At 64.1% G+C, this 23699-nt stretch carries 19 protein-coding genes; 12 read left to right on the forward strand and 7 right to left on the reverse strand.

The annotated features are described in order from the left end of the window. The first annotated feature begins 78 nt into the window (after positions 1-78). Positions 79-1800 carry a methyl-accepting chemotaxis protein gene (locus tag ACLRDN_RS06585; RefSeq protein ID WP_413459491.1) on the forward strand — a complete coding sequence of 574 codons (1722 nt, stop codon included), beginning with the start codon at positions 79-81 and terminating at the stop codon, positions 1798-1800. A 224-nt stretch (positions 1801-2024) separates the two neighbouring features. Here ACLRDN_RS06585 and ACLRDN_RS06590 read toward each other — a convergent pair whose 3' ends face one another. Beyond that, positions 2025-3038 carry a MerR family transcriptional regulator gene (locus ACLRDN_RS06590; protein WP_413459492.1) on the reverse strand — a complete coding sequence of 338 codons (1014 nt, stop codon included), beginning with the start codon at positions 3036-3038 and terminating at the stop codon, positions 2025-2027. A 251-nt stretch (positions 3039-3289) separates the two neighbouring features. Here ACLRDN_RS06590 and ACLRDN_RS06595 point away from each other — a divergent pair, with 251 nt between their 5' ends. The 3 genes from ACLRDN_RS06595 to ACLRDN_RS06605 all read left to right on the forward strand — a co-directional run bounded on the left by ACLRDN_RS06595 (position 3290) and on the right by ACLRDN_RS06605 (position 7214). Continuing rightward, entirely contained in the window at positions 3290-5023 is a 1734-nt protein-coding gene (locus ACLRDN_RS06595; RefSeq protein ID WP_413459493.1) for a methyl-accepting chemotaxis protein, read from the forward strand. Between the two features lie 13 nt (positions 5024-5036). Continuing rightward, a complete protein-coding gene (locus tag ACLRDN_RS06600; protein WP_413459494.1) occupies positions 5037-6857 on the forward strand; it encodes an EAL domain-containing protein in 1821 nt (606 codons plus the stop codon). 129 nt (positions 6858-6986) lie between these two features. Next, positions 6987-7214: a hypothetical protein gene (locus tag ACLRDN_RS06605; RefSeq protein WP_413459495.1), complete on the forward strand. Its 228-nt coding sequence runs from the start codon at positions 6987-6989 to the stop codon at positions 7212-7214. A 59-nt stretch (positions 7215-7273) separates the two neighbouring features. On the opposite strand, the gene ACLRDN_RS06610 is transcribed toward ACLRDN_RS06605, so the two are convergent. Both ACLRDN_RS06610 and ACLRDN_RS06615 read right to left on the reverse strand, forming a co-directional pair. Next, complete coding sequence (locus tag ACLRDN_RS06610; RefSeq protein ID WP_413459496.1) at positions 7274-9994, reverse strand: ATP-binding protein; 2721 nt, start codon at positions 9992-9994, stop codon at positions 7274-7276. Between the two features lie 10 nt (positions 9995-10004). Beyond that, positions 10005-10799: a helix-turn-helix domain-containing protein gene (locus ACLRDN_RS06615; protein WP_413459497.1), complete on the reverse strand. Its 795-nt coding sequence runs from the start codon at positions 10797-10799 to the stop codon at positions 10005-10007. A gap of 480 nt (positions 10800-11279) precedes the next feature. Here ACLRDN_RS06615 and ACLRDN_RS06620 point away from each other — a divergent pair, with 480 nt between their 5' ends. Continuing rightward, positions 11280-11606, forward strand: a complete 327-nt coding sequence (locus ACLRDN_RS06620; protein ID WP_413459498.1) for a hypothetical protein — start codon at positions 11280-11282, stop codon at positions 11604-11606. Between the two features lie 592 nt (positions 11607-12198). Then, complete coding sequence (locus ACLRDN_RS06625) at positions 12199-12840, forward strand: winged helix-turn-helix domain-containing protein (RefSeq protein ID WP_413459499.1); 642 nt, start codon at positions 12199-12201, stop codon at positions 12838-12840. Between the two features lie 17 nt (positions 12841-12857). Here ACLRDN_RS06625 and ACLRDN_RS06630 read toward each other — a convergent pair whose 3' ends face one another. The 3 genes from ACLRDN_RS06630 to ACLRDN_RS06640 form a co-directional block, all read right to left on the reverse strand. After that, positions 12858-13460 (reverse strand): flavin reductase family protein, encoded by a 603-nt coding sequence (locus tag ACLRDN_RS06630; protein WP_413459500.1) that lies wholly within the window; start codon positions 13458-13460, stop codon positions 12858-12860. Positions 13461-13560: 100 nt separating this feature from the next. Then, the gene (locus tag ACLRDN_RS06635) at positions 13561-14256 is read right to left on the reverse strand and encodes a hypothetical protein (RefSeq protein WP_413459501.1); all 696 of its coding nucleotides are present in this window, start codon (positions 14254-14256) and stop codon (positions 13561-13563) included. Positions 14257-14507: 251 nt separating this feature from the next. Then, a complete protein-coding gene (locus ACLRDN_RS06640; RefSeq protein ID WP_145606537.1) occupies positions 14508-15428 on the reverse strand; it encodes a dihydrodipicolinate synthase family protein in 921 nt (306 codons plus the stop codon). Positions 15429-15556: 128 nt separating this feature from the next. Here ACLRDN_RS06640 and ACLRDN_RS06645 point away from each other — a divergent pair, with 128 nt between their 5' ends. The 6 genes from ACLRDN_RS06645 (at position 15557) to ACLRDN_RS06670 (ending at position 22642) form a co-directional block, all read left to right on the forward strand. Further along, positions 15557-16507, forward strand: coding sequence for a LysR family transcriptional regulator (locus ACLRDN_RS06645; protein WP_413459502.1), 951 nt, complete (start codon positions 15557-15559; stop codon positions 16505-16507). 450 nt (positions 16508-16957) lie between these two features. After that, positions 16958-18295, forward strand: a complete 1338-nt coding sequence (locus ACLRDN_RS06650; protein WP_413459503.1) for an MFS transporter — start codon at positions 16958-16960, stop codon at positions 18293-18295. A 70-nt stretch (positions 18296-18365) separates the two neighbouring features. Next, the gene (locus tag ACLRDN_RS06655; RefSeq protein ID WP_171939640.1) at positions 18366-19196 is read left to right on the forward strand and encodes a phosphogluconate dehydrogenase C-terminal domain-containing protein; all 831 of its coding nucleotides are present in this window, start codon (positions 18366-18368) and stop codon (positions 19194-19196) included. Positions 19197-19208: 12 nt separating this feature from the next. Next, entirely contained in the window at positions 19209-20453 is a 1245-nt protein-coding gene (locus ACLRDN_RS06660; protein WP_413459504.1) for a ribulose-bisphosphate carboxylase large subunit family protein, read from the forward strand. After that, positions 20450-21838: a 3-oxo-isoapionate kinase OiaK gene (oiaK, locus tag ACLRDN_RS06665; protein WP_413459505.1), complete on the forward strand. Its 1389-nt coding sequence runs from the start codon at positions 20450-20452 to the stop codon at positions 21836-21838. Before ACLRDN_RS06660 ends, oiaK begins: the two co-directional genes overlap by 4 nt. Before the next feature lie 96 nt (positions 21839-21934). After that, complete coding sequence (locus tag ACLRDN_RS06670) at positions 21935-22642, forward strand: transcriptional regulator NanR (protein ID WP_413459506.1); 708 nt, start codon at positions 21935-21937, stop codon at positions 22640-22642. A gap of 13 nt (positions 22643-22655) precedes the next feature. Here ACLRDN_RS06670 and ACLRDN_RS06675 read toward each other — a convergent pair whose 3' ends face one another. Beyond that, positions 22656-23513 carry a hypothetical protein gene (locus tag ACLRDN_RS06675; protein ID WP_413459507.1) on the reverse strand — a complete coding sequence of 286 codons (858 nt, stop codon included), beginning with the start codon at positions 23511-23513 and terminating at the stop codon, positions 22656-22658. Positions 23514-23699 lie beyond the last annotated feature (186 nt).

The raw sequence follows: 23699 nt of genomic DNA on the forward strand, positions 1-23699 counted from the left end.
TGTTCCCGTGCCGGATGGCGTTGCCGGGACCAGGGGTTTCTTGGGATGACTCAGGTGTAAAACGATCAAGGGGGCAGTATGAAAATTTCGGATATCAAGATCAGTACTCGGCTCGGCGCGGCCTTTGCGGGCCTCATCGTGGTGATGTGCGTGATCGGATTTGTGGCGGTGAAGAATCTGTGGGCGGTCAGCGCGATCACCGATGAAATCGTCAATGACCGCTACGTCAAGGTAGCGCTGGTGAACCAGATCAACGACAAGGTCAATACGGCCGCTCGTGCCTTGCGCAATGCCATCATCGCCCCTGACCAGGCCAACGTGGACAAATATGTGGAGCGCGCCTTGAACAATACGCGCGAGGTGACCGAGCACATGGCGGATCTGGAGAAGCGCCTCAATACGCCGCGCGGCAAGGAATTGTTTGCCAAGCTCAGGGATGTGCGTGCGGAGTATGCCAAGTCGCGTGACCGGATGCTTGAATTGCTGCGTCAGCAAAAGAAAGCCGAGGCGGGAGATTTCCTCTTCAAGGAATTGATTCCGGCGCAGGACAAATACCTGGTGGTACTCAAGGAAATGATTGCCTTCCAGGTGTCGATCATGGATCAGAGCGTGGTCAAGGGCGTGGATGTCTCGTCCAATGCCGTCAATACGGTGCTCGTGTTGTCTGGCGTGGCGATCCTTCTCTCGGCGCTGTGTGCGCTGCTGATCACTCGCTCCATCACCCGTCCGCTCAATGAGGCGGTACAGGTGGCAACAGCAGTGGCTGCCGGCGACCTGACGGTGCAGATCAACGATACCGCCAAGGACGAAACCGGCGCACTGCTGGGCGCGCTCAAGTCCATGAATGACAACCTGCACCGCATCGTGACCGAAGTGCGCCAGGGCAGCGATACCATCAACACGGCCTCCGGCGAAATCGCCACCGGCAACCTGGACCTGTCCTCGCGGACCGAGCAGCAGGCCGGCGCCCTGGAAGAAACCGCCTCGGCCATGGAGGAACTCACCTCCACCGTCAAGCAGAATGCCGACAACGCCCGCCAGGCCAATACCCTGGCCGCGACCGCCTCGCAGGTAGCGATGCAGGGCGGCAGCGTGGTCGGTGAAGTGGTGCAGACGATGAGCCAGATCAATGATGCTTCGCGCAAGATCGTGGACATCATCAGCGTCATCGACGGCATTGCCTTCCAGACCAATATCCTGGCCCTGAATGCGGCCGTGGAAGCGGCGCGGGCCGGCGAGCAGGGGCGCGGCTTTGCGGTGGTGGCTTCCGAAGTGCGCACCCTGGCCCAGCGCAGCGCGGCCGCCGCCAAGGAAATCAAGTCCTTGATCGACGCCTCGGTGGAGCGCGTGGATAACGGCAGCCGGCTGGTCGAACAGGCCGGCACGACCATGGATGAAGTGGTGGCCAGCGTCAAGCGCGTCACCGATGTGGTGGCCGAGATCACCGCGGCCAGCAGCGAGCAGAGCGATGGCATCGAACAGATCAACCAGGCCATCGTGCAGATGGATGAAGTGACCCAGCAGAACGCCGCGTTGGTGGAAGAGGCGGCAGCGGCAGCCCAATCGCTGCAGGAACAGTCCGGCCGCCTGGTGCAAACGGTCAGCATCTTCAAGCTCAGCAGCCATGAAGTGCGACGTGCAGCCCCCGTGAGTGCGCCGCGTACGGTCGATGTCACCCCGCGGGCAGCGGCCCTCCCGCGCAAACCGGCTCCCAAGGCGAGTGCCCCGGCCAAGGTCTTGCCGGCAGCGCAGCCGGCCTTGAAGCCGGCGGCCGCTGAGGGAGATTGGGAGCAGTTCTGAGCTTGCTCAATGCAGGGTAGCAGGAGAGTGAACAAGCAGCGCGTCCATTGGGCGCGCTGTTTTTTTGTACGGATTGCGTGCCTGATTGAGGCCGGAATCAAAGGCTGAATTCAAGCGCGAATTGAGGGCAGATTTCGGGGCCGAATTCAGAGCTCAATTGAGGCGTCTGTTCGGGGCGGAATTGAGTACGTGATTTCATCGGCTTCCCTCTTCCGCATTCCTGTCTAACCCAGCGAAATTCCCTTGAAGCGCACCAGCTTCTGCAAGGCATCTTCCAGGGGCAGCCGCGCGCGTGCGGCAGCGATGCGCAGTTCACGGTGCAGCTCCGCTTCTTCGGCGGAGTCGTCCTCGCACTGGCGGCTGTAGCGCTCGAAGCCAGCCAATGCCGTGAGCAGTTCAGCCAGGTGGCGCGGACATTCGCATTGCATGCGATCGGACTGCTCGGACACCGAGGCGAGCGTGCTCTCGCTGAAGCGCGGCTCCGGCAGGGCGTCCTGCCCGCCCTCGGCCTGGCCGGCTGCCGGCTCCATGCGCCGGATCATCTCGCACAGCCATTCCACGTCGATGCCTTCGGCTGCCTTGCGCACGACCCGGTGTCCCGCCTCGGTCAGGCGCGCCACCACCTCGGGCGAGCCGAAGCGATACAGGATCAGTACGGGTACCTGGACGGATGCGTTGCGCAGGCATTCAAGACGCTGGTCGAGATCGCTGTCGAGGACCGTGCTTTCCAGCAGGAGCAGGTCGCCTTCGAAGTGCGCCAGGTCCAGTTCGTCGAGCGACTCGACGGCGGCCGTCACGCTCAACTGGCGCTGCCCCAGCGCCTGGCCGAGCGCCTTGGTGGCAATCCAGGGGCCGACCAGCACCAGCCGTGCGGGCGGGTTGGTGTGGGGATCGGCGGCGCCGGTGCTCACTGCAGCGATGTGTCCGGCAGGCAGTGACTGGGCCAGGCATTGCAAGTCCTGCGGCGCCAGGCTGGCCAGCTTGCCGATCCGGTGGCCGGCATCCACCAGCGCCTTGATCCACAGCAGCCGTTGCAGGTCTTCCTGCGAATACAGGCGCTGGCCGCCACCGCTGTGCTGCGAAGAGGTGATGCCGTAACGATGTTCCCAGGCGCGCAGGGTCTCGACCGACATGCCCAGCTGGCGCGCCACCGCGCCGGGACGCAGCAGTGGCAGGTCCGACAGCTCTACCGTTTCAGGGGCTGCCAAGGGGGAAGAGGGGGATTGTTGATTCGTCATTGTCATATTTCCAACGAAAAATATTTTGTAATGTACGGATATTTTTTAAATATATCTGTTCAGAGTCGTTGCAAATCAGATTTGTTGCAGGCGATCTGTGAAAAATTACTGTTTGTTTTTGTGATTTTTCCCAGTATGTCACGCTTCTGCCTGAATGTGAAACATTGTGATCAATAAAAAGAATCGGCCCGTTCCTGATGGACACGGGTCGATCCATTCGAGAAACCTTGCCGTCTCCTGAAAGAACCATCATGAAACTATCGGACCTGAAAATCGGCACCCGTCTCTACATCGGCTTTGGCGTCGTCTCCGCCATCCTGGTCATCCTGGTCAGCGTGGCTTATGCCAATTTTGCGCGGCTGGGTGCGGCCAATGACTGGAACGTGCATACCTATGACGTGCGCGACCAGTTGCAAGGCATGATCGAGAGCCTCATCAACATTGAAACCGGCCAGCGCGGATTTTCGCTCACCGGCAATGACGCCTCGCTGGAACCGTACCAGCTGGGCAACGCCAACTTCAAGAAATACCTCGAAAAAGCCCGCGAGCTGACCGCCGATAACCCGGCCCAGCAGCAACGACTGCAGCAGATTACGGAGGCCGAACAGCGCTGGCTCAATACGGCCATCGATCCGGCCATCACCCTGCGCCGTGCAGTACGTGACGGGCGCGAGCAGATGGCGGCCGTGACCGCGCTGGAGCAGGCCGGAAAGGGCAAGACCGAGATGGACAACATGCGCCGTCTGGTGGCCGAGATGGACGGTGCCGAGTCGTCGCTGCTGGCTGCGCGTGCTGAGGAAGCGGCCGCCCTCAAATCGGTGACCGGCAATACCCTCATCGTCGGTGGCATCGTTTCAGTAGTGCTGGCCATGCTGCTGGCCTGGTGGCTGGCCAACAACATCACCCGTCCGTTGGCACTGGCCGTGCGCCTGGCCCGCCAGGTGGCTGGCGGTGACCTGACCGCACGCATCGAGGTGCGTTCGCGGGATGAAACCGGTGAACTCCTGGGCGCCTTGAAGGACATGAATGCCAGCCTGGTGCACATTGTCTCCGGCGTACGCCGTGGCACCGACATGATCGCCACTGCTTCTTCGCAGATCGCCACCGGCAACCTGGATCTCTCCTCGCGTACCGAGCAGCAGGCCAGCTCCCTGGAGGAAACCGCTTCCTCGATGGAAGAACTGACCTCCACGGTGCAGCAGAACAGCGCCAATGCCCGTGAAGCCAACCGCATGGCGCAAGCCGCTTCCGACATTGCCAGCAGCGGTGGCGGCGTGGTCAGCCGCGTGGTGGAAACGATGGAAGAAATCAACGCCTCCTCGCGCAAGATCGTCGACATCATCAGCGTCATCGACGGCATCGCCTTCCAGACCAACATCCTGGCCTTGAACGCCGCCGTGGAAGCGGCGCGCGCCGGCGAGCAGGGGCGTGGCTTTGCGGTGGTGGCCACCGAAGTGCGCAGCCTGGCGCAACGTTCGGCAGCCGCGGCCAAGGAAATCAAGTCCCTCATCAGCGACTCCGTGGCCAAGGTCGAATCGGGCAGCGTGCTGGTCAACGAAGCCGGCGACACCATGCGCGAGATCGTCGAAAGCGTGCAGCGCGTGACCGGCATGATCAACGAGATCAGTGCCGCAGGCGAAGAACAGCGTTCCGGCATCGAACAGGTCAGCCAGGCCGTGGGCCAGATGGACCAGGTCACGCAGCAGAATGCGGCTCTGGTGGAAGAAGCCGCTGCCGCCTCCCAAGCGTTGCAGGAACAGGCGCAAGAACTGGCGAAGGCTGTCAGTGTGTTCCGCCTGGATGGCCATGCTGCGCAGGAGCCTGCCTTGGATGCGAACATCGCTTCGGCATCACCGGCCAAGCCGGCCCCGCTCGCTGCGAAACCGCGAGCAACAGCCCGTGAGCCGCGCCTGAGCAAGCCGGTAGCCCCCGCCCTGGCGAGCCGTCACGCGGCAGGCGCTTCCGACGAATGGGTCACTTTCTGAACAGGGCGGCCGCATGCACGCCGAGCTCCTTCGCCTGCCGCCCGCGCTGACAGCGGCGATCCCGCGGGACGCGCCACTGCCGCACGAGCAGCAGCGCCTGGCGGTACTGGACACGTACTGCGTGCTGGACACGCAGCCCGATGTGCTCTGTGACCTGGTGACGGAACTGGCTTGCACGCTCTTCGGAACCGAGATTGCGCTGGTCTCGCTGGTGGCCGAGAAGCGTCAATGGTTCAAGTCGCGGCGCGGGCTGGAAGCGGCCGGCACACCGCGTTCGCAATCGTTCTGCAGCCACGTCATCGAGCAGGACGAAGTGATGGTGGTGCCGGACGCCAGCCTGGATGCGCGATTTTCCGGCAATCCACTGGTCACCGGTGCACCGGGCATCCGCTTCTACGCCGGCGCACCGCTGGAGACGGCCGATGGGGTCAGGCTGGGGACGCTGTGCGTGATCAGCACCTCCCCCCGTACCGCGTTCACCCGGGCCGAGCGGCTCACGCTGCGGCAGCTGGCGGCCGTGGTGATGGCACGCCTCGATACGCTGCGGGCGGCCAGCTACATGGATAGCCTGACCGCGCTGCCCAATCGCAGCCGACTGGACGCTGATCTGCAGGAGCTGGCTGCCTTCGGGCAGGGGGCCGGGGTGCTCTCGGGCAAGCTCACGGCGGTGGCAGTCGACATCTGTGACCGCACCTACCTGCGCGACATGATCAAGGCGCTGGGCTGGGACTACGTCGAGGGCTTCCTGATCCAGGCCATGGGCCAACTGCGGCAGGCGCTCGGGGAGGTGGCGCTCTATCGCATCGGGACCACCACCTTCGCTTACCTGGAGCGGCGAGATGGCTGGCAGGCCCAGGTCGAGCGGGTCGATCGGGCCTTTGCCGGCACGGTGGAGCACCAGGGCATTCCGCATCGTCTGCAGATTTCAGTGGGCATCGTGCCGCTGGCCCAATGTGATGAGATCGGAGAGTTGGTACCGTCTTTGCTTACGGCCGCCGACATGGCCCGCGAGTCCGGCCGGCTGCAATGCAGTTACGAGCAGCCGCTGGGGCGCCAGCAGAAGCACTCTTTTGAATTGCTGTCGGCCATGCCGGCGGCCTTGCTGGCGCAGGATCAGCTGTGGCTGGAATACCAGCCCAAGATTGCGTTGTCCTCGGGCCAGTGCGCTGGCGTCGAAGCGCTGTTGCGCTGGCGCCATCCGGTGCACGGCGTGATCTCGCCGGCACTCTTCATTCCGCTGGCCGAGAAGACCGCGCTGATTCGCCAGGTCACCTTGTGGGTGCTGCAGCATGGCATCGAACAGGCTGCCGCGTGGGCCCGCCAGGGGCGAGCCATTGCGGTGGCCATCAACGTGTCGGCGCGCGACTTCGACAACGATGACCTGGTGCAGACGCTAGCCGTGCAGTTGCGCCGGCATCGCATTCCGGCCGGCCTGATCGAGATCGAGTTCACCGAAAGCGCGATGAGCAAGAACCCGGAAAAACTCTACGGCCGGATCGAGGAAATCAAGCGCCTGGGCGTGAAGGTGGCCATCGATGACTTCGGTGCCGGATTCAGCAATCTCAGCTACCTCAAGAACATTCCAGCGGATTACCTGAAGATCGACCAGTCCTTCATCCGCACCATGGAAAGCAATTATTCAGACCAGCAGATAGTGCCCTCGATGATCCACCTCGGCCAGAAGCTGGGCTTTGCGGTAGTGGCCGAAGGCGTGGAAACCGAGAAGTGCCGGCGCATCCTGCATCATCTCGGTTGCGAATACGGGCAGGGTTATGGCATCGCACGGCCGATGAAGGCGGCCGATACCTGGGACTGGATCGCGGCGCGCCATTGAGCATCTGCCGGCTGTATCGCAGGAGCGGACCGGTTGACTTGACTGCCCGTAGCGCAGGAAGGAGAGACTTGCAGTGAGGATTGGTGAGGGGTATATTGCCGGATAGAAATATAAATTTGGAGACTATACGTGACAATCCAACCGGCCCCCCTCCCGTTGGCCTCGCTCGCCCTCCTGGCCCTGGCTGTGGTACTGCCCTTGACGCTGGGGGCGTGCAGCCGTTCGCCCAAGGAGCAACTGGCTTTCCAGCATGCCGAGGAGCAGTACCAGATCAACCAGCGCAATGCGGAGCTGGCGCGCAGCCGTCCTGAAGGCGAGTCAGCGGGGGAGGATGAACGTAGCCGGGAGCGGGATTAGCAGCCGCGGGCCGGCGCTTCTTTGGTGTGTTTGCGAACGGCCTTTCTATCTTTCAGGCTTCACTCATCAATGGATCGCACCGGCTGATCCGTCTGGCACAGCGCCTCCAGGGTGCTCAGGTCCGCATCCATGACCAGCTGCCGCGCCATGGCCACAAAACCGCTCCAGATCGGATTCCTCTGCTGCAGCGTATCGCACCAGTCCAGCAAATCCGACACCGCCCCCATCTCGATGAGGGCCAGCGCCTCCTGCAGGTCGGCCGCTGCCGGGCGCTGCAAGGGCGGGCCGGGGCTGTCCTCGCTTGACGGATCCTGTTTTTGCAGGCCCAGCAGCCGGCCGATGGTCTCCTGCAGTTCCAGGAAATTGACCGGCTTGAGCAGGCAGGCATCGAATTGTTCACTCTCCCCTTCGCTGCGTTCGGGCTGCAGCGTGGCCGACAGCAGCAGGACCGGTATGCCCGGCAGATGGTGCCGTGCCGCCTGCAGTACGGCATCGCCATGCAGGCCCGGCAACTGGTAATCGGTCAGCACCAGCGCCACGGCGGGGGCATCGGGTGCGGCGATGCGGGCGATGGCGCGCTCGGCGTCGGCATACAGTTCCACCGCGAAGCCGACGCTGCTCAGCTGGTCGCCCAGCAAGTGGGCGATGTCGGCATGGTCTTCCACCACCAGCACCAGGCGCCCCTCGCCATCGATCAGGAGGCGGCCGCAGGCGTCTTCCGGGGCATCATGGCGGGCCACGTCGCGCTCACTGCCGATGGCCGCCGGCAGGCGCAGCGTCATCGTGGTGCCTTCACCGGGCCGGCTCGACAGTGCGACCTGGCCGCCCATCTGCTGGATCCACTGGCGCACGATGGCCAGGCCCATGCCGATGCCCGGCTGCGAGCGGTCCGCATGGGCGCGCTCGAAGGGTTCGAACACCCGTTTCTGGAAATGCAGCGGGATGCCGCAGCCCGTGTCGCGCACCTGCATTTCCATGACCCCCATGCCCGATTGCGCCGAGGCAGGATGCCATTGCACCTGTAGCACGATGCGGCCATCGCGGGTGTACTTGGCGGCGTTGTCCAGCAGGTTGCCGAGGATGCGCCGTACGCGCCGGGCATCAAGGGTGAGCACCGGCGGCAGCGTCGGGGCCACCTGCAGGCGAAAGGCATTGTGCTGGCGCTGGGCCAGCAGGCTGGCTTCCTGGCCGATCTCCTGCAGCAGCGCGTGGGCGTAGACCGGGGCCGGGTGCGGCAGGTCGGGACGGTCGCCGCGCGCATAGTCGATCAGGTCATTGACCATGGCCAGCATGTGACGGGCGCTGCGTACGATGATGCGGCCGTGACGCGCACGCTCGTCGCCGCCCGTCTGCAGCATGTCGGCAAAGCCCAGGATGGACGTCAGCGGGGTGCGCAGGTCGTGGCTGATGCGGGTCAGGAAGCCGGTCTTGGCCTGGTTGGCCTGGTCGGCCGCCTCCAGCGCTTCGCGCAGTTCGCGGGTGCGGGCGGCCACGGCCTGTTCCAGTTTCAGTTGCTCACGCACGCGCAGGTAGAGCATGGCCCACTGCATCTGGTCATGCTTGCGATGCAGTTCCAGTGCGCGGCCGATGATCACCAGGGCCGTCATGCACAACAGCCCGATCTGGAACAGCGCCGCGAAATGCCAGTCCGGCAGCAGGCTGCGGTCGACCAGTCCGTTCAGTTCCAGCAGCTTGACCGACATGCCCAGCCAGGCCAGGGCGAAGGACAGCGTCAACACCCGGGCATGTGGCAGGCCAGATCGCCAGGCGTGCAGCAGCGAGGCCAGCCACATCACATAGGCCAGCGCAGCGGTAGCATTGGCCAGCGGGGCGGCGACCCGGTAGTCGCCCAGCGCGGTCCCGCCGATCACCGCGATCAGCAGCGCCTGCATGACGGCATAGATGCCATTCCAGGGGCGCAGGCGCTCCAGCCCGACCAGCACATAGCTCATGCGCACGTAGAGCAGCGTGGCCAGGCAGCCCAGGGTGGCCGGGGTGCGCACCAGCCAGGCGCCACCCTGGGGAAACAGGTAGAGCTGCAAATAGCCCTGGAAGGTCCAGATGTAGGCCAGCGCCGTCACGATCCACGCGGCCATGAGCACGAAGCCGCGGTCGTGCCAGGCGATGCCCTGGATGAGCGCATAGGTCACCAGCAACAGCGACACGCCCAGCACGAACGCCTGGATGGCCAGCTCGCGCCCTTCATCCTGGCGAAACGCGGCGCTTTCCCAGAGCGCCACATTGAGATCGATGGCCGAATCGCCGGCCACCCGCAGCACCCACTGCCGCTCTTCACCCGGGGCCAGCGTCAGCGGAAACAGGGGAGTGCGGCTGGCGATGTCGCGTTGGCCGAGCGGATGCAGGGTGCCCGCGTAGCGCGGGATGAGCGCATCGGCCTGGCGTGCGGACGACGACGGGGACGGTGGCAGCCAGTACAGCCGCACGTCCTGCAAGCGTGCCGAGCCCAGGGCCAGCCAGCGCGTGACATGCTCGCTGCTGTCATTGCGGACCTGCCCGCGCAGCCAGAAGGCGCCGGTGCTGTAGCCCTCCTGCAGCATGGGGACGCTGATGGATTCCCATTGCGCGCTGGCCAGCGCAGCCGAGAGCAGCTCGCCGGCGCGGGCGTCGCGCAGCACCTGCAATTGCGGGGTGATGACCTGGTGCGCGGCGATGCCCGCCAAGTTGATGGACGGTGGCACTGGCGTGGCCAGCACCAGCGGCGACAGCAGGCCGCATAGCAGCAGCCACGGCCATTGCAGTGCTGCGCGCAGGCGTGACATCGTCCTCTCGTCAGCGCCGGAACTGGCTGGGCGGCATGCCGAAGCGTTCGCGGAAGGCCGTAGAAAAGTTGGCCGTATTGCTGTAGCCCAGGGCCAGCGCAATGGCGCCGATGTCGAGGGTGCTTTCAGAAAGCAGGCGGCGGGCTTCCTTCATCCTCTCCTCGCGCAGGAAGTCGAACACGGTCACCCCGGCACAATGCTTGAAGGCGCTCGACAGGCGCCGCGCATTGGTGCCCACGGCCGCCGCCAGGGCATTGAGTCCCAGCGGCTGGTCGAGCTTGTCCATCATCAGGCGGCGCGCCGCCTGGAACAGCACCATGTCGAAGGTGCTGGAGCCGCCTTGTGGCGCCGGGCCGATGGGCGACTGGGTGACCGGTGGCAGATCCACATGCATGGGCGAGCGCAGATGTACGCATAGCCGCAGCCGCACTTCTTCGAAATCGAAGGGTTTGGTGATGTAGTCCACGGCACCCACGCTCAAGCCATTGACCTTTTCTTCGGTGGCCGCAGCCGCCGAAAGGAAGATCAGCGGAATGTTGCGCGTGGAGGAATTGGCCTTGAGCAGGCGGGCGCTGGTGAGTCCGTCATAGACCGGCATGCGGATGTCCATCAGGATCAGGTCCGGCCGCACCGTCTGTGCCTTGCGATAGCCGTCCTGTCCATCCCGTGCCACGTAGAGCCGCGCACCATGGCGCAGCAGGAAATCCGAGAGCAGCATGCGATCTTCCTCGGCGTCGTCGACGACCAGGATGCGTTGCCCTGCCAAAGGCCCGGCGTACACCGGGTGTATCGATTTGTAGACCATGTTCGCCTCATCTTGAATGAGCGGGAAGTTACCGCGAAATATCGAAGACACGAAGCGAAAACGGCCGGGCAGGAAATATTTTTCCCGGGATCAAAACTATGCGGTCGATGGGCAAAACATCGTCGAGGAAATTATCGAAAAAATTCGATAGCGCAGAGTTGTCAGGCGGCCGGCATCAGGCGGTGGTCGCTTGATCAGATGCCGGATGCGTCCATCAGGCAAGCGCGATGTGGCGTCGGACAGGCTGGCCGCGTTTTATAAAAACGATTTGTCAATCCATAAAACGTAAAAGGCTGGAAATCTCGAATAGCTTCGAAATTGCGAACGGATTTCGTAGCGAATCGCGGCGGGGAATAGAGCCTGTGTCAGCATGCGCTCGTTTGCAACGTTGGAGTCCATTTGTACTGACGGCGCCAGCAAGAATGAGAGCTTGTACGTGGGGTGACTCACCCGATTTTTTAACCATCTTCGGGAGTACAGATGACGGATGTCATTGCGGCGCTCATGGAGGCGTTAGGCGGGCTCTTTGCAGGTCTCTGCCATGAGAGAGGGGCAGCTTGGCGTCATTCTCAAAAGATAAAATTTTCAGTCTTGGCTGGTTGTTCTGCTTTTTGTGTGTTTGGCCTAAACGAGCTGTTGTTTCCGTCGCCCAACCCGAGGGGCAATATATGGTTCGGGTTGCTGATGATTTCATTGGCGTTTTCGTTCATGGTTTATCTGATCCTTCTTCTCGCACATTTTGCCGCGCAGCGACGAAAACAAAAAAAGAATGACTCCATGACGCCAATTCCGCGCGAGGATACTTGAAATTGATTTACGAAATGCGAGGACTGAAGTCAACGGGAAGACTCATTGTCAGAACCGGCAGGAGAGGGGCCAGTCAGGGATGGTTGAAGTAATCGATATTGATGATCAGGTGCGATTTTTAACTTGGTATTAAGGGTCGTGCATGAAATTGCCGCATGCGTATTTTGGGGGCGGCGCCGTATCGCTGACTTTGCTCCATCTGGAGGGAGTCTCATTGTTCGATCTGTTGACCATCGGTTGTTTGTTTCGGTGCAGGCATTTTCTCAGCGATGGTTTAGAGAGAGTCTGCTGAATTCAACAAGCTTGAAGCCGGGTGCCGGATATTTGCCATTCGAAAAATTCTTCCCTGCAGCAAAATCAGGCGTCCACCCCGCAAAACCCGGGAGAAAACCCCACGGCTTTCTTGCGCTAGATTGCCTCTCCGTGGTGAGCATGGCATCGCTGCCGCAGCCGGAGCCGATCCCCGCAACTGCGATCGCGTCCCAGCCCACCATCAGAACGGACCGGGGTACAAGGTCCGCCATCGAACATGCGTCGCTATGAGATCAGGGAGAGCCAAATGGCCAGCATATTGTTGGTAGAAGATATTTTGATGAACTATCGCAACCGCAGTCTTTGCAATTTTCTGGAAGACCAGGGACATAATGTCGGCCGCCTGCGAGCCGAAGGTGAGCAGTTGCTGGTGCCGATACCCAAGAGTGATATCGCCATCATCCACGTAGGCAGCGCCAGCGCGGCGGGCTACCAGCTCACGCGGCAACTGCGCAGCGCCGACGCCCGCATGGGCATTCTCCTGCTGGCCGCCCCGCATGAGAGTGCGACGGTGCGCATCACCGGACTGGAACGCGGTGCCGACTTCTGCGAAGTATTGCCGCAGCGGCTCGAACTGCTCAACGCCTACCTCGACGCCATGCTCAGGCGCGTAACGCCGCAGGCCTGGCAACTGGACGTGGGCGCACGCACGCTGCGCGCGCCGCAGCACGACGCCGTGGGCATCAATTCGCGTGAAGTGGCCTTGTTGAAAGCGCTGGCCGAGAGCTCCCGGCATGCGGCCGACCGCTGCGCCATCGCGCATGCCTTCGGGGTCGAGTGGGTCAGCTTCGACGAGCGCATCCTGGAAAAAACCGTCAGCCGGCTGCGCCGCAAATGGCGCGACAGCACCATGTGTGACCTGCCGCTGCGTACCGTGCATGGCGTGGGCTACTGCTTCACTGAAGCGATCCAGGCCTGCTAGCGCGGCTGCCCGGCATCTCAGCCCAGGCGTGCCTGGACCTGGTTGCCGGCCACCACGAACTTGCCCGCGCCCAGGTGGTGCAGGGTGTGGAGGTCGGCGTTCTCTTCGGTGAAGTTCCAGTGGCCGTTCTCGAAGATGCGCGCATCGGCAGCGGCGCTGACGACTTCACCGAACAGGGTGTCGTAGGCATCTTCGGTCTGGCCCTGCGGCAGCCAGCGGCATTCCAGCCAGGCCGCGCAGCCTTGTTCCAGCACAGGCAGACCCAGCACCGGGCCGGTGAAGGCGGCAATCTGATGGCGGGCGAACTTGTCTTCGTCGCGGCCGCTGGCGCTGCCGACCGCGTAGGTCAGGTCCATTTGCGCCGCGCCCGGAACGATGATGCCAAAGTGGCCTGATTGCTTGATCAGTTCACGTGTCCAGGTGTTCTTGTCGATCACCACGGCAATGCGCGGGGGCGTGAACTCGACCGGCATCGACCAGGCGGCCGCCATGATGTTGCGGTGTGCGCCATGGGCGCTGCTGATCAAGACCGTTGGGCCATGGTTGATGAGGCGGCTGGCGTGTTCCAGGGCCACAGGACGGAAGTGGCCGGAAGGGGCGCCGGTGAGGGGCTGCGACATGGATTTTCCTCTGCAGGGACAAAGGGAAAGCATGCCACAGAACCGCCTGCGGCGTGCTCATGCGCCCGGTGGCAGGGGGCTGCGCGGGCCGTCTCTATCATCATGTGCGTGCGGCCAGTTCGCGGGCAGCTTGGCCATGCGCATCATTGGCGGGATCAAACCGGTCCGCATCCACCGCCAGGATCAGCGTTCCCAGCCGGCTGCCATCGGCAGCATGGAGCGCGCGCAGGCCGTTGCCGGCGACAACTTCAGACGCATCGATCACCTGCGGGAGATAGCGCATCCAGACCGCATCGAGCGGATCATCGAGGAGGGCATCCTCCCCTTGTGGACTGCTGACGCCGATCTCCAACCGGGATGCCGGCCACCATTGCACCATGGCGCTGACCAGTGAGATCAGCGTATCCCGCTGCTCCAGTTGCGGGATGAACTGGCTTTGCAACAGCAGGTGGCACGGCTCAGCGTAGCGCTGCGTGCCCAGGGAATGCAGCAGGAAGGCGCCGGCGCTGTCTTCCTCTCCGCTCCACAAGGCCAGCGGACGAAAGCGGTCGTCGTCGCGCAGCGCATCCTCATCGTGCAAGACCGCGATGGCGGCGGATGTGGGCGCCTGTCCGGTGAAGGCGGGCGGGCAGGCCAGGTATTCCGGCGAGCCGGCTTCGGCGGCCGGTGCATACCAGCTTTCCAGCGCGAGTCCCTGTACGGCCAGCCACTCAAGCAGCGGCAGCAACTGGCGCAGATGATCGGCCACGCCAGGTAGCGTGGCATGCGGCGAGGGGTAGCTCAATTCGAGATGCATGGTCTTCACGGGGAGCAGTTCAGGGAGTCCGGATGCACGCTTGGAGAAGGCGTCCGGTGTGAAGGCGCGATGATGGGGGATGGGAGGGACGTTGGTGGAAATGAAGGAAATGTTTTGAGGAAACTACAAACTATTTTGATGAATGGGAAGCCGTCTTCGCTCCAAGGCGACAACAAAATAAAAAACGGGAGCCGCAGCTCCCGTCTTTGATGAGACCGATGACGCCCTGCATATGGCAGGCGTACCCGGCCTTATTTGCCCCAGCTCAACACCATCGGATCCAGGCGGCGCGCCACGCGCAGCAGGCCTTCGCGCACCTTGGGGTGCATCGGGGCTTGCGGATGGCGCAGCATGTCGGACTTGATCACGCCGCCTTCGAGCATCAGCGCCTTGCAGGCGGCCAGGCCGCATTGGCGGTTCTCGTAGTTGATCAGCGGCAGCCACTGCATGTACAGCTCGGCGGCCTTCTCGGTGTCGCCGGCGAAATACGCATCGACGATCTTGCGGATGCCGTCCGGATAGCCGCCGCCGGTCATGGCACCGGTCGCACCGCCATCCAGGTCGGGGATCAGGGTGATGGCTTCTTCGCCATCCCACGGGCCAACCACGGCGTCGCCGCCCAGCTCGATCAGTTCGCGCAGCTTGGAGGCGGCGCCGGCGGTCTCGATCTTGAAGTAGGAGACGTTCTCGATCTCCTTGGCCATGCGGGCCAGGAAGGGCGCCGACAGGGGCGTGCCGGCCACCGGCGCATCCTGGATCATGATGGGGATGTCGATGGCGTCGGAGACGCGGCCATAGAACTCGTAAATCTGTTTTTCCGACACGCGGAAGGTGGCGCCATGATACGGCGGCATCACCATCACCATGGCCGCACCCGCATCTTGCGCGGCGCGGCTGCGCTCGGCACAGATCTGGCTGCCGAAGTGGGTGGTGGTAACGATCACGGGGATGCGGCCGGCCACATGCTTCAAGACCGTGTCCTGCACCAGCACGCGCTCTTCGTCGGAGAGCACGAACTGCTCCGAGAAGTTGGCCAGGATGCAGATGCCGTTGGAACCGGCATCGATCATGAAGTCGATGGCGCGCTTCTGGCCTTCCAGGTCCAGCTTGCCGTTTTCGTCAAAGATGGTCGGGGCGACCGGGAATACGCCGCGGTAAATGGGGGTGCTCATGGAGTCTCCGTCTTGGTTGTCATGGGCCATCACAGCGATGGCGGGTGCGATGGCGTTGAATATACGTGGGGCCCGATGGACTGTATAGTGAAGACTTTCCATCATGTGATCGCTTTTTGGAATCACCCATGAAACCCGCGCCCAGCCAGCAAAGCCTCAACAGCCTCCTGTCCCGCCTGCGCATGAAGCAGCTGCAGTTGCTCATCGCCCTGGACGATCATCAATCCCTGCACAAGGCCTCCAGCGCCCTGGCGATGACGCAGTCGGCGGCCAGCAAGTCGCTGGCCGAGCTCGAATCGATGCTGGATGCGCAAATGTTCGAGCGCACCAAATCCGGCCTCATCCCCAACCAGTTCGGCCACTGCGTGATCCGCTATGCGCGTCTGATGGCTACCGATCTCGGGTCGCTCTGCGAAGAGATGGCGCAGATCCGCTCCGGACGCGGCGGACGGCTGGCCATCGGGGCGGTCATGGGGGCCTTGCCGGAACTGGTGGTGCCGGCCGTGGATGCCTTGCAGCGGCGCCATCCGGAGCTCTCCATCGATATCGTCGAAGAGACCAGCGTGCAGTTGCTGAGCCTCCTGGACGAAGGCCATCTCGATCTGCTGGTGGCGCGCGCCAGCGTCTCGGACAATCCCGGCAAGTATCACTACCAGCCCTTGTCGGAAGAGCCGCTGTCGGTGGTGGTCTCGGGCGAGCATCCGCGTGTGCGCGGCAAGCAGATGAGCCTGGCGGCGCTGGCCGGCTATCGCTGGGTCACCTATCCCAGCCACATGCCGCTGCATGCAGTGCTGGAGCGCGAGATGGACCTGGCCGGGGTCAGCATGCCGGGCAATGCGATCTCCACCGCCTCCACTTTCGTGACGGTGGCGCTGCTGCAGCAGGGGACCGACATGGTCTCGATCCTGCCCACGGCGGTGGCCGAGATGTTCGTCAAGCGCGGCATGCTGCGCATCCTGCCGGTGACGCTGCGCTCGATGTCGCAGACCATCGGCATTGTCACGCGCAAGGGCGGGCAGTTGTCCAGGGCAGGGGAGGCCTTCGTGGACTTGTTGCGCCCAAGACCCCGGGTTGCCTGAGCTTGTCCGCTGGCACGGAGCTGATCTCCGGCTAACCGTTTTCTTTCATCCCCACTTCAACGCGCAAAGCTTCACCTGCGCCGCCCAAGCGGTCGCGGGAAGGGCGCGTTCGCCCTTCTGCATGCCCTTGGACGAATCCTGCCCCCGCCGCAAAGTGCCGTGCGACGGTGGAGTCCGGCCGTGGTGAAAGGATATTCACCTCATCCATGCAAAAAATTGAGGCATCTCCAATCTGGTGTAATGGTATAGTGATTATACCAGTTGGTGCTCTCCGTATTCTTGGATAGGTTGCCTGCTGGCAAAGACGAAGAAGCTCAAAGAAATAATAAAGAAACAACCAAGGCAGCCAGGCGACTGCGAGGCGCATAGCCCCCGCGTTTCCTGGCCCCACCCGCAGAGGTTGTCGTTGAACAGGCACAGCCTCTCAACCCGACAGGAGACAAGACAACAATGGAGACGCCCCAAAGCGCCGTCGAAAGATCGGCCATCCGCAAGGTCGCAATGCGGCTCGTGCCCTTCGTGGGCCTGATGTTTTTCATCAACTTCCTGGATCGCACGGCGATCTCGTTTGCCGGACCCAACGGCATGAGCCGTGACCTGGCCCTGACCGCTGCCCAGTTCGGGTTTGCGGCCGGGGTCTTCTTCATCGGCTACGTGCTGCTGGAAATCCCCAGCAACCTGGCCCTGCACAAGTACGGCGCGCGCCGCTGGCTGGCCCGCATCATGGTCACCTGGGGCATCGTGGCGCTGCTCTTCACCTGGGTCAGCAGCGTGGAGGGGCTGTATGTGCTGCGCTTCCTGCTGGGGGTGGCCGAGGCCGGCTTCTTCCCCGGTGCCATCCTCTACCTGAGCCTGTGGGTCCCGGCGCGGCACCGCAGCCATATCCTGGCGCTCTTTTACCTGGCCCAGCCGCTGACCATCGTCATCGGCGCGCCGGTGGCGGCCCTGCTGATCGAGGCGCACGGCCTGTTCGGGCTGGAAGGCTGGCGCGTGATGTTTGCCGGGGTGGCGCTGCCGGCCATCGTGGTGGGCGTGATCGCCTGGTTCTACCTGGCCGACCGGCCGGCCGATGCCCAATGGCTGGACCCGGCCGAGCGCAAATGGCTGACCGCCGCCCTGCAGGCCGAACAGAGCAGCAAGCGTGTCGAGCATGTGGCCCATGCCGGTGCCGCGCTGAAGAACCCGCGCGTGTGGCTGCTGGCGCTGGTGTATTTCGGGCTGATCTATGGCCTCTATGCGCTGGCCTTCTTCCTGCCGACCATCATCGGCGGCTTCGAAGCGCAGTTCGGCAGCAAATTCAATGTCTTCCAGAAGGGCCTGATCACAGCCATTCCCTACCTGCCGGCCGCCTTCGCGCTGTTCCTGTGGAGCCGTGACGCCACCCGGCGCGGCGTGCGCAGCTGGCACGTCGGGCTGCCCGCCTTGCTGGGCGCCATCAGCATCCCGGCCGCCCTCTACATGCAAAGCCCGGCCACCACGGTGCTGGCCATTACCGTGACGGCCTGCGCCATCTTCTCGGCCTTGCCGGCCTTCTGGTCGATTCCGGCGCGCTTCCTCTCGGGGGCGGCTGCGGCGGCGGGCATTGCGCTCATCAATACCGTGGGCAATGCAGCCGGCTTCATGGCGCCCTTCATCACCGGCGCCATCAAGGATGCCACCGGCAACTACCAGGCACCGATGTTCGTGGTGGGCGCGCTCATGGCGGTGTCGGCCCTGGTGATCTTCGCCATCGGCGCCGGCGCCCGGCAAGAGGCCAGCGAGTTGCAAGGACGCGTGATCGCCGAGTGAGGTCGGCGCACGCAAAGAATCGGCCCGTTCAATGGACGAACGGGCCGCCAACGATCACAGGAGAACTGAAATGAAGGAAAAAATTGCACTCTTCGGCGCAGGCGGCAAGATGGGCGTGCGCCTGGCGAAGAACCTGAAGAAATCCGACTACCGCGTGGCTCACGTGGAGGTGAGTGCAGCCGGCCAGCAGCGCCTGCGCGACGAAGTCGGTGTCGAGTGCGTCAGCATCGATGCCGCGCTGGACAATGTGGACGTGGTCATCCTGGCCGTGCCCGATACCTTGATCGGCAGGATCGCCGCCGAGATCTCGCCCAAGCTGCGCGCCGGCGTCATGGTGATGACCCTGGACGCCGCAGCACCCTTCGCCGGCCATCTGCCGGACCGGCCGGACCTGGTCTACTTCGTGGCGCACCCCTGCCATCCGCCCATCTTCAACGATGAAACCACGGCCGAAGGACGGCGCGATTTCTTCGGCGGCGGCGCGGCCCGGCAATCGATCACCAGCGCCCTGATGCAGGGACCGGAGTCGGCCTTCGATCTCGGGGAAGAGGTGGCCAAGGTGATCTACCAGCCCATCCTGCGCAGCTATCGCCTGACCGTGGAACAGATGGCCATCCTCGAGCCGGGGCTGTCGGAGACGGTCTGCGCCACGCTGCTCTACGCGATGAAGCAGGCCATGGACGAGACCGTGCGCCGGGGTGTACCGGAAGAGGCGGCGCGCGACTTCCTGCTGGGCCACATGAATATCCTGGGCGCGGTGATCTTCAAGGAAATCCCGGGCGCGTTTTCGGATGCCTGCAACAAGGCCATCCAGAACGGCTTGCCGCGCCTGTTGCGCGATGACTGGCTCAAGGTCTTCGACCACGACGAGATCGCGGAGAGCATCCGCCGCATCACCTGACCAGGAGCGCGCATGGAACGCATCTACGCCAGCTACTGGCTGGAAACCGGCGACGATCCGGCCCGCGCGGCCGAGGTCATCGCAGGCGAACAATCCAGCGGCACTTTCGTGGCCCTGGCCACCGAAACGCCCGCCCTGAAGGAGCGCTCCGGCGCGCGGGTGGAAAAGCTGGAAATTCTCGGACACAGCACCTCGCCCAGCCTGCCCGGCGGCATGCCCGCCGCGCGCTATACGCAGTGCCGGCTGGAACTATCCTGGCCGCTGGAAAACACCGGCGCCTCGCTGCCCAACCTGATGTCCACGGTGGCCGGCAACCTGTTCGAACTGCGCCAGGTTTCGGGCTTGCGCCTGACCGGACTGCGCTTGCCGCGCGCTTTCGTGGAAGCCTATCCCGGCCCCGCCTTCGGCATTGCGGGGACGCGCAAGCTCACTGGCGTCACCCACGGGCCGCTGATCGGCACCATCATCAAGCCCAGCATCGGCTTGTCGGTCGAGGAGACGGTAGAGCAGGTGCGCGCACTGGTGGCCGGTGGCATCGACTTCATCAAGGATGATGAATTGCAGGCCGATGGTGGCCGCTGTCCCTTCGATGAGCGCGTGCGGGCAGTGATGCGGGTGGTCAACGAGCACGCCGAACGTACCGGCAAGAAGGTGATGGTGGCCTTCAACCTGACCGGCGACCTCGACCAGATGCGCCGCCGCCACGACCTGGTGCTGGCCGAAGGCGGTACCTGCGTGATGGCGGTGCTGAACTCCATCGGCCTGGTCGGCCTGCAGGAATTGCGCCGCCATGCGCAGCTGCCGATCCACGCGCACCGCGCCGGCTGGGGCTATCTCACGCGCAGCCCGCAATTGGGCTGGGACTATGCACCATGGCAGCAGCTGTGGCGACTGGCCGGGGCCGACCACATGCACGTCAACGGCTTGCGCAACAAGTTCAGCGAGCCGGACGACAGCGTCGTCGCCGCTGCGCGCTCGGTTCTGCAGCCGGTGGTGCCGGGGGTGGAGATGGTGAGCACCATGCCGGTGTTCAGCTCGGGCCAGACCGGCCTGCAGGCGCCCGATACCTATGCGGCCATCGGCTGCGCCGACCTGATCCACACGGCCGGTGGCGGCATCTTCGGCCATCCGCAAGGCGTAGCCGCCGGGGTGCAGGCGCTGCGCGAGGCCTGGGTGGCGGCCATCGAAGGCGTGCCGCTGCAGCAGCATGCGAGCAAGCATCCGGCCTTGCAGGCGGCGCTGGAGTTCTGGAAATGAGCCTGCTGCCCGATCATGACGGCCTGCCGCCGGGCTTGCTGCTGGCGTATTACGGCGATGATTTCACCGGCTCCACCGATGCCATGGAGGTAATGAGCGCGGCCGGCCTGTCCACGGTACTGTTTTTGCGGACGCCCGATGCGGCCTTGCTGGCGCGCTTTCCCGAGGCCCGCTGCATCGGCATCGCGGGGGCCTCGCGCGGACGTTCGCCGCAGTGGATGGACGAACACCTGCCCGCCCCCTTTGCCGCGCTGGCATCGCTGCGCGCGCCGCTGATGCAGTACAAGGTGTGCTCCACCTTTGATTCCTCGCCGGCCATCGGCTCCATTGGCCGCGCCATCGACCTGGGCGTACGCCACATGGCGGGCGACTTCTCCCCCATGATCGTGGGCGCGCCACGGCTGAAGCGCTATCAGGTCTTCGGTAACCTGTTTGCGGCTGTTGACGGTGAGGGCCATCGGCTTGATCGCCATCCCACCATGGCCCGTCATCCCGTCACGCCCATGGACGAGTCCGATCTGCGCCGCCATCTGCGGCGCCAGACGGCACGCCGCATCGAACTGGTGGACATGCTGCAATTGCGCGAGGGGGGCGAGGCCGCGCATGCGCGCCTGCCTTGCTTGCGTGGCAAGGATGTGCCGGTGGTGATGATCGATGTGCTCGATGAGGAGACCCTGCGCGAAGCCGGGCGGCTGGTCTGGGAAGGGCGTGGGGCGGGCGTCTTCACGGCCTCTTCATCGGGTTTGCAATATTCGCTCACGGCCTATTGGCGCGCACGCGGATGGATCGCTCCCCAAGCCGGACTGCCGCAGGCGGGCCCGGTACCGGTGATCGCGGCCGTCAGCGGCAGCTGTTCGCCGGTCACCGCAGGGCAGATCGGCTGGGCGCGCGAACATGGCTTCGTGTGCCTGCGCATGGACTTGCCGGCGGTCTTGTCCGAGGCCACGCAGGAGGCGGAACTGGCACGGCTGGTCACGTCGGCCGTGGCGGCGCTGCAGGACGGACGCAGTCCGCTGGTGTTTTCGGCCGAAGGGCCGGACGATCCCCAGGTGGCCGGTTTTGATGCGATCGCCGCTGCTGCCGGACTGGCGCGCCCGCAGGCCGGGCAGAAGGTCGGCATGGCACTGGCCGCCACCATGCGCCGCCTGCTCGATGCCAACCCCGTGCAACGCATCGCCATTGCCGGCGGCGACAGCTCGGGCGAGGTGGCCAGTGCGCTGGACATTGCGGCACTGTCGGTCTGTGCCGGGCTGGCACCGGGCGCGCCCTTGTGCCGGGCGTGGTCGGATCATCCGGGACGCGATGGCCTGCAGCTGGTGCTCAAGGGCGGGCAGGTCGGTGCACGCAGCTTCTTCGGCGACGTGCTGGAGGGCCGGCGCAGTTGAAAGAAGAGTTTCGTCGGACGGCCGCAATCACAGTGCTGGCGCGGGATTGTGGTAGAGTGCGCGTCCAACGAAACCTACAATTGAGACAGTGCAGCCATGCCGGAACCGATACAGCGACGCAAGCTTTACCAGGAAGTCCTGGAGCGCCTGATGGCGCGCATTCATCAAGGGGAATTTCCGCCGGGGACCCAGTTGCCTTCCGAACGCGACCTGATGGACCAGTACGGCGTGGGCCGCCCGGCCGTGCGCGAAGCGCTGCAGGCCATGGAGCGCTCCGGCTTCGTGGAAATTGCCCATGGTGAACGGGCGCGCGTGGTCGATCCCACGGCCGACCGCCTGATCGCCCAAATCGCGGCCGGCGCCCAGCATCTCTTGCGTACCAAGCCGGACATGCTCAGGCATATGAAGGAAGCGCGCGTTTTCCTGGAAACCAGCACCGCCCGCATGGCAGCCGAACGCGCCACCGAGGAGCAGGTCGCACGCCTGCGCGAGGCCATCGCTGCGCACCGCGCGTCGATGGTCAACCTGGAGGAATTCATCGAACGCGACATGGCGTTCCATCGCGAGATCGCCGACATCAGCGGCAATCCCATCTTCCCCTCGGTGGTGGAGTCGATGTTCCGCTGGGCCAGCGAGTTCTACACCACCCTGGTGCGCGCCCCCGGCGCGGAGGAACTGACCCTGGCCGAGCACCAGCGCATCGTCGACGCCATTGCCGCGCATGACGGCGATGCCGCCGCTGAAGCCATGCGCGCGCACCTGATGCGGGCCAATGACCTGTACCGGGAGCTGGGCCAGCAGTAAAGGGGAAGAGGCCCTAACGCAGCATGCCGTGCCAGGTCGGCTGTTTTTCTTCGTGATAATAAGGGCGGGTCAGCGGTGCCGACATCACCGCTGCATCGGCCAGCACCGTGACCGTGAACAGGGCGGGCGGGCCGTCGTAGCGGCGGCAGGCCTGGGCTGAATTGCGGTTGTTGTGCATGTCCACCACCAGCAGGCGCTTCTCCTGTTCGCTCATGCCCGGCGTGGGCGGCGGCGCCATGCGCTTGGGCGGGATCACCAGGGCATCGCCCGGTTCCACCCACAGGTCGGCCAGGCTGATTTCATTGACGTAGGGACGCCAGCGCGCCACCGTGATCACCAGCGGTTCGGGCCCGCGCGAAAAGAAGATGTGCGCGAAATCGTGATACTCCAGGTCGGTGGCATTCCAGCTCAGCAGCTCGCGGCTGCGGCCATCGCCCAGGTAGGGCGATTCATAGCCGGCCCACTTGCCATAGGTGTAGTCGGCCATCACCAGGTTGTCGAAGGGGAAGTGCAGGCATTGGCCGTCGCGCAACAGGGTCGCGCCGAAGGCCTGGGCGTTCTCCGGGGTGGCGGGCAGCGGCTCGTAGCGCACCTCGGGAACACGGAAATCGAATTCGGTAATCTCGTAAGAGGGCCAGTCCTTGGGTGTGACGGTGCGTTGCCAATGGGCGATGTCGCGGTAGGTCGCGCCGCGTTCAAGGGCCGGCGCTTCAGGCGCCAGGGTGATGATCTCGCCCACGGCGGTCTCGCTCTGGCTGCCCACGCCCCTGTCGTTGCGCATGTACGGATATTGCTTGGGGTCGAGCAAGGGCTTTGACGGCCCATCCTTGATGAAGAGTACGGGATCGAAATCACTCTGGTCTGGCGGCATGGCTTCCCCTGGTGTTGGTACGTTGGCGCGTTGGCTTGTGGCGATGGCCGTGCGGCCTCCCCCGAGGCGGCGCGGCGAGCGCGATCTTCGCACATTTCCGGCAGGGCTGGGAGAGGGCGGTGCGCAAGCGATGGCGCATGCCGACGCGCTGCTGCTGGTACTGTTTGCGCTGACGCCGGCATTGGC

It is taken from the genome of Herbaspirillum huttiense (assembly GCF_047300815.1).
In the GTDB taxonomy this organism is placed as follows: Bacteria; Pseudomonadota; Gammaproteobacteria; order Burkholderiales; family Burkholderiaceae_D; genus Herbaspirillum; species Herbaspirillum huttiense_A.

Coding starts and splice junctions, on each gene's coding strand:
- ACLRDN_RS06660 (WP_413459504.1), top strand. CDS start 19,209: ATGGAACGCATCTACGCCAGCTACTGGCTGGAAACCGGCGACGATCCG.
- ACLRDN_RS06645 (WP_413459502.1), top strand. CDS start 15,557: ATGAAACCCGCGCCCAGCCAGCAAAGCCTCAACAGCCTCCTGTCCCGC.
- ACLRDN_RS06640 (WP_145606537.1), bottom strand. CDS start 15,428: ATGAGCACCCCCATTTACCGCGGCGTATTCCCGGTCGCCCCGACCATC.
- ACLRDN_RS06655 (WP_171939640.1), top strand. CDS start 18,366: ATGAAGGAAAAAATTGCACTCTTCGGCGCAGGCGGCAAGATGGGCGTG.
- ACLRDN_RS06675 (WP_413459507.1), bottom strand. CDS start 23,513: ATGCCGCCAGACCAGAGTGATTTCGATCCCGTACTCTTCATCAAGGAT.
- ACLRDN_RS06650 (WP_413459503.1), top strand. CDS start 16,958: ATGGAGACGCCCCAAAGCGCCGTCGAAAGATCGGCCATCCGCAAGGTC.
- ACLRDN_RS06625 (WP_413459499.1), top strand. CDS start 12,199: ATGAACTATCGCAACCGCAGTCTTTGCAATTTTCTGGAAGACCAGGGA.
- ACLRDN_RS06610 (WP_413459496.1), bottom strand. CDS start 9,994: ATGTCACGCCTGCGCGCAGCACTGCAATGGCCGTGGCTGCTGCTATGC.
- ACLRDN_RS06630 (WP_413459500.1), bottom strand. CDS start 13,460: ATGTCGCAGCCCCTCACCGGCGCCCCTTCCGGCCACTTCCGTCCTGTG.
- ACLRDN_RS06585 (WP_413459491.1), top strand. CDS start 79: ATGAAAATTTCGGATATCAAGATCAGTACTCGGCTCGGCGCGGCCTTT.
- ACLRDN_RS06600 (WP_413459494.1), top strand. CDS start 5,037: ATGCACGCCGAGCTCCTTCGCCTGCCGCCCGCGCTGACAGCGGCGATC.
- ACLRDN_RS06635 (WP_413459501.1), bottom strand. CDS start 14,256: ATGCATCTCGAATTGAGCTACCCCTCGCCGCATGCCACGCTACCTGGC.
- ACLRDN_RS06590 (WP_413459492.1), bottom strand. CDS start 3,038: ATGACGAATCAACAATCCCCCTCTTCCCCCTTGGCAGCCCCTGAAACG.
- ACLRDN_RS06620 (WP_413459498.1), top strand. CDS start 11,280: ATGACGGATGTCATTGCGGCGCTCATGGAGGCGTTAGGCGGGCTCTTT.
- ACLRDN_RS06615 (WP_413459497.1), bottom strand. CDS start 10,799: ATGGTCTACAAATCGATACACCCGGTGTACGCCGGGCCTTTGGCAGGG.
- ACLRDN_RS06595 (WP_413459493.1), top strand. CDS start 3,290: ATGAAACTATCGGACCTGAAAATCGGCACCCGTCTCTACATCGGCTTT.
- ACLRDN_RS06670 (WP_413459506.1), top strand. CDS start 21,935: ATGCCGGAACCGATACAGCGACGCAAGCTTTACCAGGAAGTCCTGGAG.
- oiaK (WP_413459505.1), top strand. CDS start 20,450: ATGAGCCTGCTGCCCGATCATGACGGCCTGCCGCCGGGCTTGCTGCTG.